Here is a 13,429-nt window from a genome sequence, read left to right as displayed (position 1 = left end):
GTCGTCTCGCTACTCCCGCAACACAGTGAGGCCCGCGTCGGTCAGGACGTAGAGCATGGCGGGTGCCACGGTGGGGTCGTACACGAGCTGGAGCACCTGCTTTCCATTCACGGAGTCCACGCGGGTGAGCGTCTCGCCGTCCTCTTCGATGCGCCACAGGCCCTCGTCATCGGTGCCCACGTAGACGATGCCCTCGTCGGTGGCCGCCAGCGCCGTCACGTTGTCGGAGGGCAGGGCGGTGATGCGCGTGTAGTTCGCACTGGAGCGGTCCGTCTGCTCCATGCGCCACAGGCCGAAGTCGCGACTGCCCACCCAGGTGGCACCCGCCTTCGTGCGAGCAACGGCGCGCCAGTGGTCGAACTCCTCCAGGCTGTTGAGCTGAGAGTTGTGTCCCTTGTAGCTCCAGGGCACCGGGCCCTCCCAGGTGCGCTCCTTGTCGAAGTCCTCCAGCACGCCATTGGGCTCGAGGATGCCCACCAGCCAGTCATTGGCCACCAGCACTTCACCGTCGGGGCCAAGTCCGAGCCCCCAGTTGAAGCCCGCCTGGAGCGACTGGGACACGCTGCCGTCCTCGCGCGGTGTCTCGCGATACCAGGCCGCGTGACGGTGGCTGTTGTAAGTGAGGCCGCGAATCAGCGTCACGCCGTGGTTGGTGCCGATGTAGACATCTCCCCGGTCCCTCCCGCGCATCACCCGCTGACAGGTGAGGACCGAGCGGTCCTCGTCGTAGTGGAAGTCATTGGTGTTGCGGAGGCCGAGCTGCTGCTTGCCGCCGGATACGCCCGCGCTGCGCCACAGGTGCTCCTCCAACTCCACCTTGCCGTCGGACCCCAGGCGCACCGCGTCCAGGTCACCCTTCTGGTACTCCGCGAAGCGCTCCGCGGAGTAGTGAGGCTCTCCCTCCAGGGGAATGTATGCGTGGGGCTTTTCCGGCACCTCGGGCTGAAGCTCGTAGGTGTGGTAGCCCACGTAGGCGCGCCCCGCCTCGCCACCGCAGATGACGGTGGCGCCGAGCGCCTTCTTGTCCCGACCGAAGCCCTCCGCTGCCTGTCCGACGCCGCGCGTCCACGTGGGGGCCGTGTCGCCGGGACGCAGCACGCCAATCTCCGCGCCCTTCAGCAGCCAGATGTTGTGCCCTTCGTCGACGCCGATGCTCTGGACACCGGCGCCAATGCCAAACGACGCCGCGTAGTCCTTCACCGCGTCCGTGGGCCAGGGGCCCGGGCCATCAGGCGAATCGATGTCGTCCGCGTCGGAGGAGTCACCGCATGCGCCGAGGAACACCGCCATGCCCACTGCCGTCGCCCATCGCCACCCACCGCGCATCCACCCTCCCAGGGCATCTCGCTGCCGCCAGATGCACAGCAAGGCGTATGCCCGACGGGGGTGGGAAAATGACTTCCCACCGTGGGGAATCCAGGAGGAGCCGGCGCAGTGCTGAGCGTGGCCGGACTGAAAGATGACAACCCGATGGTGAGCCGCTGTCGCCCGGGCTCGCACCTGATGGAACGATGTTTCCTCTCAGGTCGGCGCGGGGTCCACCTCGGCCCGCGGGGTGGAGAGCCTCGAGCCGTCAGGTCAGCGCCTCAGTCCGCGGACATCGCCACGCCGGGCGACACCTTCGAGGCCCGGCGCGCGGGCAGCCAACTGGCCAGCGCCACCACGGTGAGCAGGAGCACCGGCACCGCCAGGAAGGTCAGCGGGTCCGTCGCGCTCACGTCGTACAGCATGCCCTCCAGCACCTGGGACATCGCCAGCGCCAGCAGCAATCCCACACCCAGGCCCACCGCGCACATCCGCAGCGCCTGCTTCATCACCAGCCGCACCACGTCCGCCGGCATCGCTCCCAGCGCCAGCCGGATGCCCAGCTCCCGCCTGCGCTGCGCCACGCTGTACGCCATCAACCCGTAGATACCCAGCGACGCCAGCGCCACCGCCGACACCGCGAAGGCCAGGAGCAACACCCGCTGGAAGTTCCGGTCCGCCACCGAGCGCTCCAGGTTCGCCTCCAGCGTCGTGGGCTTGCGCATCGACAACTGCGAGTCGAGCTGCGCCATCTCCGCCTTCACCGCCGCCGCCACGCTCTCCATCGGCAGGCGGCTGCGCACCATCAGCGTCGTCCCCGGCCACGGCGTCTGCCCCAGCGGCGCGTAGAGCTCCGGCTCCGCCGGACTGTCCAGCGCCCGCCCTCGCACGTCTCCCACCACCCCCACCACCTCGCGCTCCACCTTGTCGCCGTAACCAATCATGACCCGCTTGCCGAGCACCTCCTCCCCAGGGAAGAAGCGCCGCGCGAAGGACTCGTTCACCACCACCACCGGCGGCGACGTCAACGTGTCCTGAGTCGTGAAGTCCCGGCCCCGCTTCAGCTGAATCCCCAGCGTCGCGAAGGCCCCGTCGCTCATCGCCCGGTAGCTCGTGTCCTGCTGCTCGCCCGGTGCCGTGGGCCGACCCGGGATGTCCATCGTCAGGCTGATGCCTCCGCCCGTCACCACGCCCGGCGTCACATGCGCCGCCGCCTCCACGCCCGCCTGCGCGCGCACCCGCTCCAGCAAGCGCGCGTAGAAGGTCGCCATCGTCTCGCCCGTGTAGCGCGCCGCCGGGAGGTTGTACCGCATCAGCGTCACGTTCTCGGACCGATAGCCCGGGTCCACCGCCGCCAGTCGCTGCGCGCTGCGCACCAACAACCCCGCCCCCACCAGCAACACCAACGCGAGCGCCACCTGCGTGGACACCAGCACGGCGCGCCAGCGCAACGCGGACTTGCTGGCGCTCGTGCCACGTGTGCTCTGGAGCAGACCGCCGAGGCTCGCCTTCACCGCCGTGCCCAGCGGCGCCAACCCGCACAACAACGCCACCGCGAGCACCAACCCCGCCGTATACACGAGCGCCAGTCCGTCCACGCTCACCGTCTGCACCTGCTGCACGGACTCGGGCAGGAGCGCGCTCAGCGCATCCGTGCCCCAGGTTCCCAACAGCAATCCCAACACTCCGCCCGTGACGGCCAGCAACGAGCCCTCCGCCAACAACTGCCGCGCCAACGCGAGCCGACCCGCTCCCAGCGCCGTGCGCACCGCGAACTCCTGCTGCCGAGCCAGCGCGCGCGCCAGCAGCAACTGCGCCACGTTGACGCAGGCGATGAGCAGCAACAACGACACCGCACCCAGAAGCAGCAGCGCGGGACGGCGCGTGTCCTGGGACAGCCGCGCCTGCAAGCCCATCACCGTCGCGCTCGTGCGCTGGTTGGAGTCCGGATACGCCTGCGTCAGCGCCGCCATCACCGAGCGAGCCTCCGCGTTCGCCTGCTCCACCGTCGCTCCGGGCGCCAGCCGCGCCATGCCCACGAGCAGGTGCGTGCCTCGGCTGTCCCAGTTGTCACGGATGAAGTCCTGCGAGGCCAGCGAGGCCCAGAGCCCCAGCGGCTCGCTGGCGCCCTCCCTCGGAAAGTCGAACCCCTGCGGCATCACCCCGACGACCTGGTAGGCGTTTCCCTCCATCTCCACCATGCGCTCCAGGACGCGCGGGTCCGCCCCGAAGCGGCGCTTCCACAGCCCGTGCGAAATCACCACCGCGCGTGCGCCGTTGGGCAGGAACTCCTCGTCGATGAGCACCCGACCGAGCAGGGGCTTCACCCCCGCCACGCGGAAGAAGTCCTCCGACACCGCCGCGGCCTCCACCCGCTCGGGCTCCAGGTTCGGACCGGTGAGCGTGACGCCATTGACGTCGAAGGCCACGAAGCCGTCGAAGGACTTCACCTTCTGCCGCAGGTCCTCCGCGTCGAGCCGCGACAGGCCCGTGTTCCGGTCCGTCCGCTGCGTATCCTGCCCCCACACCGACAGCAGCTTGTCCGCTCCAGGGAGGGGAAGCGGGCGCAGCAGGAGCGCGCTCACCACGCTGAAGAGCATGGTGTTCGCGCCGATGCCGAGCGCCAGCGCCAGCACCGTCGCCAGCGTGAAGCCGGGGCTGCGACGCAGTGAGCGGGCGCCGTGGCGCAGGTCCTGGATGAAAGAGGGCATGCCCCACCTCAAAGCCATTCGCGTGCCAACCCGACGCCCCGACTCAAGGGCGCGAAGTGACGACGTGCGTCGTCAGGGGAGCCTCATCCACTGTGCGCTTGTGGGACGGCCGCGTTCGGAGGTGGCACGTCCGCCTCCAGGGAAAACGGCCTAGACGCGCAGGGGTGGTTCGATGAGCGCGGGCGGCGTGGCCTTCGAGTCATCCGGCTCGTACGCGGGCGCATGGGGACCGGCGTGGACCTGCTTCCACTTGCGAGGCACCCGCTCGATTCCCACCGGGTACACCAGGAGGTGCCCCGCTTCGTTGATGTGCAGGCGCAGGAAGTTCTTCCAGTCCGGCAGCGCCAGCGAGATGAACGCCTCGTTCGAGTGCGCCCCGAAGACGTTGACGCTCAGCCACAGGTAGAGCCCCATGACGAAGGGGCCGACCAGGAAGCCGCCCAGGAACGTCAGCCCCGAGGACATCAGGAACTTGCCCGCCAGGTGTGCCCAGCCCGCCGTGCAGTTGAGTCCGTCGGGCGTCAGCTCCGGACAGATGCCCAGCCCGCTCACCGCGATGTACGTCCCACCCCAGGCCACGAAGAAGGCCGCGAGGATGTGCCCCAGTCCGTGCAGCGTGCCCGCCAACCACCGCCACTTCCCGAACGCCGCGTCGGCCAGCCCGATGAGCCCGCCGATGGTGCCCAGCCCCAGCACCATCGTCCAGGGACGGCTCACCATGCTGTTGGCCACCGCCATCACGACGTCGCCGAGCTGAGCCACGCCCAGCGAGCCCACCTCCGCGTACGCCGCCAGCGCGAGCAGCAGGTACAGCGCCCCGGTCATCAAGCCGAACAGCGGGCTGTAGCGGATGAGGAACAGATTCTTTCGCGCGAGCTTCCGCGAGGTGCGCTCGTCCGGGAAGCTCTTCTCCAGCTTGTACCCGTCGCGCAGCACGTGCGCCTTGGGCGCGTGCGTGGGGTGCAGGAACGCGCCGCCTCCGCCCGCCGTGATTTTCTGCCGGCCCGCGGCATCCTCGTGGCGCCGGTAGTGGTGCAGGTCTCCGGCGAGGAAGACGCTGATGCGCCGGCCGAGCACCTTCTCCTGGAGGTACTCCAGGTTGTTCTCCAGGTAGCTGCCCTTGCGTCGCTGCGTGGCCGCGAGAATCCACGCCGGCTCCGCGTTGCAGAGGATGACGCGGTCCTCCGGGCCCATGCTCTCCGCCACCTGCCGGAAGTACTCCACCTGCGGCACGTCGATGTCGCTGTTGAGCTGCACGTCCGTGCCGATGAGCCACCAGCGGTGCGGCAGCTTCAGCGCGAAGTAGCTGCGGCTCTGCCGCGTGCGCCGTCCGGCAATCCACCGGTTCGCGCAGAACAGCCGCATGAAGGAAGACAGGCCGTCGTACCAGTCGTGGTTGCCCGGGATGACGAACAGGTCCGGATTGGGTGCGACCGAGCGACGCATGGCCGCTTCGTACGGCTGTATCAGCCGCTCCTCGTAGGTCTCACGGCTGGCGCCGGGGTAGACGCCGTCGCCGCCAGAGACGAGCACGCGTCCACGCTTCGTGTCGTATTCGCCCGCCCTGGGTTGTCCTCGCACGGTCAGCTTCAGCTCCGGCAGGGCCAGCAGTCGCGCCACCGTGTACGTGGAGTCCCAGCCGTCTCCCGTGTCCGCGACGTAGTCGAGCCAGAAGTCGCCGTCGGGCAGCGTCTCCTGCGAGTAGTCGAAGTAGGGCTCCTGCGGACGCACCACCGCTTCGATGAGGCGATGGTCCGCGCGCGCGCCGAACACGGCCGCCACGAGCGCATCCAGGCCCGTGCGCAACAGCTGGGCCGGGTGCAGCCAACGCACCATGCCCGCGTGTCGCCGAGGCTTCGTCGCCGTGCCGCTGTCGGAGATGAGCGCGGCTTCGTTTCTCGACTCCACCAGGTGAGGACGCTCACCCGTCGTCACCTTCGCGGACTGTGTCGCGGGTGCCTCGCCGTCCTTGCGCGCCGCCGCCCCATCCCGCTCACTTGCCATGGGGGATGTTCTCCCTCGGGCCCTGGGTGAAGCGCTGCTCGGGTCCGGGGCCGGCGTAGACCTGCACGGCCTTGAAGGGCGCGCCTGGAGAGACGACGCGTGCCGAGTGCTTCGCTCCCGCGGGGATGTAGACCGCGTCGCCCTTGCTCACGCGCATCGTCTGCCCCGACACCGTCATGTCCGCGGCGCCTTCCTCGATGTAGAGAATCTCGACGCTCGTGTCGTGCGTGTGTTCGGGGACCTCGCCTCCGGGCTGGAGCTCCAGCAGCGTCAGCGAGGCGGCGGTGGCGCCCGTGCCCTCGTTGAGGAACAGCGTCGCGCGGCCCTTGCCTCCGGCGATGATGTGACGCGGGGCCTCGGCGGTGGTGACGCGGTGTCGCACGGGCTTCGCGCCCGGCGCGGCGGTGGGGCTCGAGGACTGAGCGCTTCGCGTGTCGGCGGGTGGCGTGGGCTTCGCGCCTGGCGCGGCGGTGGGGCTCGAGGCGTGAGCGCTTCGCGTGTCGGCGGGCGGCGTGGGCTTCGCGCCCGGCGCGGCGGTGGCTCGCGATGTGTCGACAGTCGGACGGGGCGAACTCACACCGGGCGATGTCTGGGGCGCGGGCTCGCCGGCCCAGGTTGGAGTGGCGATACCGAGCCCCATGAGGGCCAGCGCGGAGATCTGGAGTCGTGGACTCATCGTGTTGCTGGATTATCACGGCCACGGCCCCTGACTGGAGGGCAGGCAGGCGGTGTTCTTCGTTCCCTCATGGCCTCGACTGGGGCACCCTGCCCGACATGGCGGACCTCACCTCCCAGGACTTCCCCGTTGCCGTCCCCTTCACCCTGCACTGGAGTGAGATGGACGCGTTCGGCCACGCCAACAATGCTCGGACCTTCACGTGGTTCGAGTCCGCCCGCATCTCCTACCTGGTGCGCATCGGAATGACGGGCCCGTCGGGCACGGGAGAGACCCGGGCCCCGGGCGGCGTGGGCCCCATCCTCAAGGCCACCCAGGCCGAATACGTGCGCCCCGTCGTCTTCCCGGCGCGCCTCGTGGCCTGCGCGCGCGTCTCCCGCATCGGCACGACGTCCGTCACGCTGGAGCACGCCGTGTTCGGCGAGGAGGACGGTGTGCTCTACACGAAGGGCACCGCCGTCATCGTCACCCTGAATTACGTCACCAACGACACCGTGCCCGTGCCCTCGCACCTGCGCGCCGCCATCGAGGCCGTGGAGGGACGGTCGTTCGGGACATGAGACCTCCGGAGCGACTCACTCCAAGACGGGACTTGTGCTCACGGAGCCCGTGCGCATGAGTGACTCCGTGCTCGGGTTCTACGAGGGGCTGGCGGAGGAGTACCACCTGCTCTTCGTCAACTGGGCGCAGTCGGTGGAGCGGCAGGGCGCCGCGCTGGATGCGCTGCTGCGCCGCTGTGGAGAGCCTCCCCCTCGGCGCGTGCTGGACTGCGCGTGCGGCATCGGCACCCAGGCCCTGGGGCTCGCGGGCCGAGGCTACGTCGTCCATGCCACGGACTTGAGCCCCGCAGCCGTGGCTCGCGCCGAGCGCGAAGCGCGCGCCATGGGCATCACGCTGACCACGGGCGTCGCGGACATGCGGCATCTGGACACGCAGGTGTCAGGCACCTTCCACCTGGTGCTCGCCTTCGACAACGCCGTGCCGCACCTGCTCACCGACGAGGACCTGGATGCCGCGGCGCACGCGATGGCCTCCAAGCTGAAGCCGGGCGGCATGCTGGCGCTGAGCGTGCGCGACTACGACTTGTTGATGGCGCAGCAGCCGCGCTTCACCTCGGAGCGCGTGCTGGATGCCCCCGAGGGGCGCCGGATTCTGTTTCAGGTCTGGGACTGGGCCGCCGACGGCCGCACGTACAAGGTGCACCAGTTCATCCTCCGTCCCGAGGGCGCGGGCTGGCAGGCGACGGAGCACACCGGCGTCTACCGGGCCCTCCAGCGCGTGGAGGTGGAGCGCGCGCTGACCCGGGCGGGGTTGATGGATACACGCTGGTACTCGCCCGAGGAGACCGGCTTCCACCAGCCCATCCTCACCGCGCGCAGGCCGTGAGGTTCAGCCTCCGCCGCGCTTCACGTCCGCCGGAGCATTGGGGTGGCGCGTGAGCAACATGCGCAACTGAGGCTGGCGGCGCACCGCCTCCTGTTTCAACAGGTGCGCGATGAGGGGCGGTGGCGCCGCGCTCCAGCGGGCGATGTTCTGGATGAGCATCGGTGAGCGATACGTGCGCCCGCACAAGAGAGACGCCGTCTTGCCGTCCACGGACATGCCGATGAGCGACGCGAGTGCTCGGCCTTCCGTGTTGAGGATGAGCTCCACCTTCTCCTCGGCGGGGCCGGTGGTGAAGCGTTGACGGAGGACCTCGCGTGAAGAGCGCCGCGTTCCCTCTGGTACGTCGCGGTCGATGGTCACCTTGTACAGCTCCATCAGTCGCCGCGAGCTCCACAGGCGCCGGAAGAGTCCCGAGGGCAGCTGCGGATTGCGCACCAGCCACCGGCGCACGCCCGTGTCCCCCATGAAGGCCGCGCGGCCACAGAGCGCCTCCAGTCCCACGGGGTTGCGGTGGTTGCGCGCGATGAGCCGCGCATGCGCGAGCCCCACACGAGAGTTCTCCAGCACCGCCTTGACGACGGAAGGCAGCGGGTCGAAGCACAGCGCGGACAGCTCCGGGTCCTCACACGCGCGAGCCAGCGCCACGCGTTGATCCTCCGTTTGCGGATGCAACCGCGTCTCGAAGAGCTGGCGGAAGTTGCCCAGCGCGACTTCAGGCACGTCCTCCGTGTCCTCTTCCGGAGCCTCGCCGTCATGGGCTCCGGACTCCGAGGAGTCGGGCTCCTCCGCCTCCTGGGGCAGCAGGTCGAGCATCGGCAGCTCCTCGTCGTCCGGCGACGAGGCTTCCGTGGCGGGTGCGGCGAGCGGCTCGTAGCCCGGGCTCACCGTGGAGGGCGAGGCGGTGCGCGGTGCGGGCGCCGAGCCGCCGGAGGAGGCCGTGACAACAGGGCCTCCCGCAGAGGCTCCACCTGGGGGCATCGTGGTCAGGGGCCTCGAGGTGCCGGGGAGGGGCGGCGTGGGGCTCGCGGTGGGACTCCTCGCGGCGGCGGGCGCTGGTTGCTGCGCGGCGGGGAGCAGCGCGCCTTGCGAAACCAGTCGCGTGAGGATGCCCTGGAGTCGTTCGGGCGGCAGACCGGTGAGGGCGGGCAGATTCCGCGCGGCGGTCGCTCCATCCAGCCGCGAGAGCACGAAGCCTTCTTCCGCGCTGAGCACCAGGGAGCGCAGGTCCACCTGGGGGTTCGGCTTGGGAATCCAATCCGTCATCAGCTCCGAGTCTCCCACGACCCGTGTACGAGGTGGAGAGGGCCCGTCTCGCGATGCATGACGAGCGGAAAACTGTGGAGCGACGGCATGCGCCAGGGGCGACGAGGGGGGCGAGAAGCCGTCCCAAGAGGCCGCGAGCCCTCATACCAGAGGTACTGGTTTTCCTGCTTTTTCTAGTGCTGTCCCTGGCGCTAGAACTTCAGGAGAACGCCCGGACGTCCACGGCGGCACCCTCTGGTGGGCGGGGCACCAGGAGCACGACATGTCGAGATTCGCGGGAGTGCTGTTCGTCGCCGTCATCGCCATCTGTCCGTTGCGGGCACGGGCCCAGCAATGTCCCGAGGTGGCGGGGGCCACCATGTCCACCACGCTGGCGCTCTTCAAGACGATTCAAGAGGACCGGGCGAAGGTGTGCGCCGTCGTCGGTGAGAAGCCGCTCCCGGAGCGCTTCCTCAAGGAGGCGTCGGCCTGCTTCGACAAGCACCTGATGCCGTGTGCCCAGTCGACGGTGAAGGGGTTCCTGCCGCTCCTCGACAAGTGCATCCAGGGCCAGAACCTCTTCAGCGACACGGGCATGTGCTCGCGCTGGGACGCGGCGATGACGTGCATGGATACGGAGATCCGCGACAGGAGCAGCTCCGCCACGATGGCGATGATGAAGCACCTGGGCCTGGTCCAGAGCAAGACCCAGAAGTTCGAGGCGTGCTTCCGCGCCGCCGCGAAGAAGGTGAAGAAGTAGCCCCGGGCTCGGAGTCCGGTCGTCCCCGGCGGGGGAGGGGGCCCACCTGTCGGGAAATGCGCACCAGGGGGCCGCTTGCCCGCTCGCTGGCCATGCCCTCGGGGGCCGTCGAGGGCCCTGATTTCACGCTCCGACCTGGAGCGGGTTGACGGGATGCCCCTGCCTGGACACAACTTCACTCCATGCCCAAGCCCCTCCAGACCTATGGCGAGTTCTGGCCGTTCTACTTGCGCGAGCACTCACTGCCCGTGACTCGACGGTTCCACTTCGTGGGCACCAGTCTGGGACTGGCCACGGGCGTGGCGGCCATCGTCACCGGACGCGGGGCCCTGGTGCCGGCCGCCCTGGTCGCCGCCTACGGCTTCGCGTGGTTCAGCCACTTCTTCATCGAGCGCAACAAGCCCGCGAGCTTCAAGTACCCGCTCTGGTCCTTCATCTCCGACTTCCGGATGGCGGGGCTGATGGCGGTGGGGCAGCTCGACGCCCACATGGAGCGGGCCTTCGCCAACGGCGAGCAGGGGACGGGGGCCAACAGCCTCACGCCCGCGCAGCAGGCGCAGCCCCAGGCTCCCGCGCAGCAGGCGCGCTGAGTCATTCGCAGGGCCCTTGGGATGGGACTGGCGCGGTGGCCTGGAGGTCGCCGCCCGCCCGTTTCGTGGACCGAGCGCCGGGTAGGCCGCCGCCCCGCACACGAAGCGCGGGCGCCCCACCCGAGTTGCGCTAGATTGGCCGCACCGCTTCAACGCCCCCCTACCAAAGAGTCGCATCGACCCATGGGACGCATTTTCGAGACGCGCAAGGCCACGATGATGGCCCGCTGGAACAAGATGGCGAAGGTGTTCACGCGGATCAGCAAGGACATCGCCATCTCGGTGAAGTCCGGTGGGCCCAATCCGGACACGAACTCCACGCTGCGCCGGGTCCTCCAGAATGCCCGTGCGGCCAACATGCCGAAGGACAAGGTCGAGGCCGCCATCAAGCGCGCCAGCGGCCAGACGGCGACGCAGTACGAAATCGTCCTCTACGAGGGCTACGCGCCCCACGGCATCGCGCTGCTGGTGGAGACCGCCACGGACAACGTCGTGCGCACCGTGGCCAACGTGCGCATGCGCTTCAACAAGTACTCCGGGAACATGGGCAACGCGGGCAGCGTCGCGTTCATGTTCAAGCGGATGGGCGTCTTCCGCCTCAACCCGGAGGGGCTCAACCAGGACGAGCTGGAGCTGGAGCTCATCGACCACGGCCTCCAGGAGTTGGGCGAGGGCACGGGTGAGAAGGGCGAGAAGCAGCTCATCATCCGGTGCGACTTCTCCGACTTCGGCAAGCTGCAGACGGCGATTGAAGCCAAGGGCCTGACGCCCATCTCGGCGGACTCCGAGTACATCGCGGAGAACCTCATCGAGCTGCCCGAGGACAAGGCCAACGAGGTCCTCGAGTTGGTGGACTCGCTGGAGCAGGACGACGACGTGCAGCGCGTCTTCCACAACCTGGGTTGAGTGGTCCGTGGGCCCGGGAGGGAGTGGGCGCTCGTCACGAGCGTCCCCGTCTCCGGGCCTGTGTTGGGCCTGCTCCAGCAGTTCGTCCCAACTTCTGGAGGCGCCCGTGCTTGTTCCTCGGAACCCACATTGGAAACGGGCGCTCCTGCTCCTGGCCACAGCCTCGCTCCTGGCTTGTGCTGGGAGTGCACACCAGGCGGCGTCCAAGGACTTGCGGTTCGATACGGAGACCGCCGCGCGCATTCGCCATGCTTCCGCGGTGGCGAGACAGGGAGCGCGCGTGCTCGCTCCCACGGCCACGCACGCATCATCCTCCATCCTTGCTGGGCTGGTCCCGTTCCTGGTGACGCTGCTAGGAAATGACAACGCAGTGGACGAACTCGAGGAGCAACTTGTCGAATGTGCTCATCAGGCCGAGCGCCTGGTGAACCTGGAGTTCTTTGGTCATCGGGCTCCGACAAGGCAGGAGTGTGGTGAGGAAGTGGAAGTGGATGGCTGCGGCGAACGCATCACCCGGGCCATGCTCCTGGGGCAACGCAAGCATGCGCTGGCGCTTCGATGTGCGAAGCAGGTGCTGGAGCAGCGCTGGCCCGCGCCATTCAGCATCGAGCAGAGATATCGCTTCTATCCCCATGCCCGGCTGCTGGAGACCGTCAGCAAGGAGGAGGAGGCTCGGCTTGTCTCACAAGGGTGTACTCGCGAGCTGTGGCGCACCATCAAGCCGGACCTCGTCCTGCATTCCGACTCGAACCTGCTGCGGTCCGCGCTCACGTTGGACTTCAAGTTCCCTTGTCCCGACACGAATGAACCCCGATGGACACTCTATGGGGAGAAGAGCGCCTATGCCGGCTCCAACCAGGGACGCATCTACCAGGAAGCTCTGCAGGGAGAGGCGGTCATGGTCTCGCCTCGATGGGGTATGACTCGATGAGGGAAGCGCTTCCGGTCATCCGTGTGACGAATGCGAGCGGGGACCTGGTGGTTCGCGAGGGGCTCGTCCTCTGCTTCTTCATGCGCCATTCTCATCGGGACGTGGCCGCCGGGGTGTGGCGCGCGCTGGAGCACTATCGGCGAGCGATTCCTCCCCAGGCCTTGGGTTGGTATGGCGCGGATGATGGGGACACCCTGCCGCTGGATGAGGCGGGCTGGAAGCACATCCGCGAGCAGATGGTCGAGCGTGCCTGGGGAATCGAATGGCTCGTCGAACTGTCCGAGTTCGAAAGCGGTGCAGGGGGCTACCACTTCGAGTACGACGGCCGGAAGCTCGATGCGCCGCTCTTCGACCAGGATGACGGCGCCACGAGCGGCATCTGTTTCTCGTTCCCCACCGAGTACCTCCTGTCACATGGCCCAGGTCACTTCCGTGCCCTGGCCCTCGACATCGCGCGTGAGCTGCCATTCAGCTTTGGCTATGCCAGCCTCGCGCTCAACTGCCGCCCGGGAGCCTGGTTCTCCGTGCGGAGGCAGCTCCTGGACACCCTGAGTCGCTATCTCGGGCTGGACATCCATCACATGGGAGAGACGAGCAGGCACATTGGCACCAAGGCTCGTGGCGCCTACTGGCTGACGTTTCTGGGCGAGCCGTTGCTCGCGCAGCTCGGAGGGCTTGAGTCCCTCCAGCAGCGGCTCGGAATGCCAGAGCTGTCCTTCCAGAGGATGGCGTCCGAACGCGTGCTGCTGACCTTGGGCGAGTGGCCTGATGCCATCGATACGGAGACTCAGTCCGTCCCGGTCCAGTACCGGGAGCTGGCGCGTGTTCTCGAACCCTTCCTCGGCGAAGAGAAATCCAGTTGGCCCCCGTTCGATACGGCGATGTGGCACCGCTGGCTTCGCAGACTGTGCCCCTGAC

At 68.5% G+C, this 13,429-nt stretch carries 12 protein-coding genes; 7 read left to right on the top strand and 5 right to left on the bottom strand.

Translation table 11 applies throughout. The features are described from left to right. Positions 1–9 precede the first annotated feature (9 nt). From HUA78_RS41365 to HUA78_RS41350, 4 genes are all read right to left on the bottom strand, one after another. Positions 10–1,326: a hypothetical protein gene (locus HUA78_RS41365; protein ID WP_174453821.1), complete on the bottom strand. Its 1,317-nt coding sequence runs from the start codon at positions 1,324–1,326 to the stop codon at positions 10–12. 260 nt (positions 1,327–1,586) lie between these two features. Then, the gene (locus HUA78_RS41360; RefSeq protein ID WP_174453822.1) at positions 1,587–4,016 is read right to left on the bottom strand and encodes an ABC transporter permease; all 2,430 of its coding nucleotides are present in this window, start codon (positions 4,014–4,016) and stop codon (positions 1,587–1,589) included. Between the two features lie 150 nt (positions 4,017–4,166). Next, positions 4,167–5,852, bottom strand: coding sequence for a metallophosphoesterase (locus HUA78_RS41355; protein WP_141640477.1), 1,686 nt, complete (start codon positions 5,850–5,852; stop codon positions 4,167–4,169). Between the two features lie 157 nt (positions 5,853–6,009). Then, positions 6,010–6,696: a cupin domain-containing protein gene (locus tag HUA78_RS41350; RefSeq protein WP_254624187.1), complete on the bottom strand. Its 687-nt coding sequence runs from the start codon at positions 6,694–6,696 to the stop codon at positions 6,010–6,012. Positions 6,697–6,794: 98 nt separating this feature from the next. Between HUA78_RS41350 and HUA78_RS41345 the strand changes: the two genes are divergently transcribed. Together HUA78_RS41345 and HUA78_RS41340 are read left to right on the top strand one after the other, a co-directional pair. Beyond that, a complete protein-coding gene (locus tag HUA78_RS41345; protein ID WP_174478714.1) occupies positions 6,795–7,256 on the top strand; it encodes a thioesterase family protein in 462 nt (153 codons plus the stop codon). A gap of 55 nt (positions 7,257–7,311) precedes the next feature. After that, positions 7,312–8,082, top strand: coding sequence for a bifunctional 2-polyprenyl-6-hydroxyphenol methylase/3-demethylubiquinol 3-O-methyltransferase UbiG (locus HUA78_RS41340; protein WP_141640394.1), 771 nt, complete (start codon positions 7,312–7,314; stop codon positions 8,080–8,082). A 3-nt stretch (positions 8,083–8,085) separates the two neighbouring features. Here the strand turns inward: HUA78_RS41340 and HUA78_RS41335 are convergent, their stop codons facing one another. Beyond that, on the bottom strand, positions 8,086–9,345 hold the full coding sequence (locus HUA78_RS41335) for a hypothetical protein (RefSeq protein WP_174478713.1): 1,260 nt from the start codon (positions 9,343–9,345) through the stop codon (positions 8,086–8,088). A 262-nt stretch (positions 9,346–9,607) separates the two neighbouring features. Between HUA78_RS41335 and HUA78_RS41330 the strand changes: the two genes are divergently transcribed. From HUA78_RS41330 to HUA78_RS41310, 5 genes are all read left to right on the top strand, one after another. Continuing rightward, positions 9,608–10,084 carry a hypothetical protein gene (locus HUA78_RS41330; RefSeq protein ID WP_141640396.1) on the top strand — a complete coding sequence of 159 codons (477 nt, stop codon included), beginning with the start codon at positions 9,608–9,610 and terminating at the stop codon, positions 10,082–10,084. Between the two features lie 182 nt (positions 10,085–10,266). Further along, on the top strand, positions 10,267–10,674 hold the full coding sequence (locus tag HUA78_RS41325; protein WP_141640397.1) for a DUF962 domain-containing protein: 408 nt from the start codon (positions 10,267–10,269) through the stop codon (positions 10,672–10,674). Between the two features lie 183 nt (positions 10,675–10,857). Next, positions 10,858–11,580 (top strand): YebC/PmpR family DNA-binding transcriptional regulator, encoded by a 723-nt coding sequence (locus HUA78_RS41320; protein WP_174453827.1) that lies wholly within the window; start codon positions 10,858–10,860, stop codon positions 11,578–11,580. A 280-nt stretch (positions 11,581–11,860) separates the two neighbouring features. Continuing rightward, a complete protein-coding gene (locus HUA78_RS41315; RefSeq protein ID WP_371745787.1) occupies positions 11,861–12,511 on the top strand; it encodes a hypothetical protein in 651 nt (216 codons plus the stop codon). Beyond that, on the top strand, positions 12,508–13,428 hold the full coding sequence (locus HUA78_RS41310) for a type VI immunity family protein (protein ID WP_254624185.1): 921 nt from the start codon (positions 12,508–12,510) through the stop codon (positions 13,426–13,428). Before HUA78_RS41315 ends, HUA78_RS41310 begins: the two co-directional genes overlap by 4 nt. Position 13,429 lies beyond the last annotated feature (1 nt).

The sequence above is a fragment of the Myxococcus sp. CA033 genome, assembly GCF_013336625.1.
Taxonomy (GTDB): Bacteria; Myxococcota; Myxococcia; order Myxococcales; family Myxococcaceae; genus Myxococcus; species Myxococcus llanfairpwllgwyngyllgogerychwyrndrobwllllantysiliogogogochensis.
Note: the sequence above shows the minus strand (reverse complement) of the source record. Positions and strands in the feature narration are given on the sequence as shown.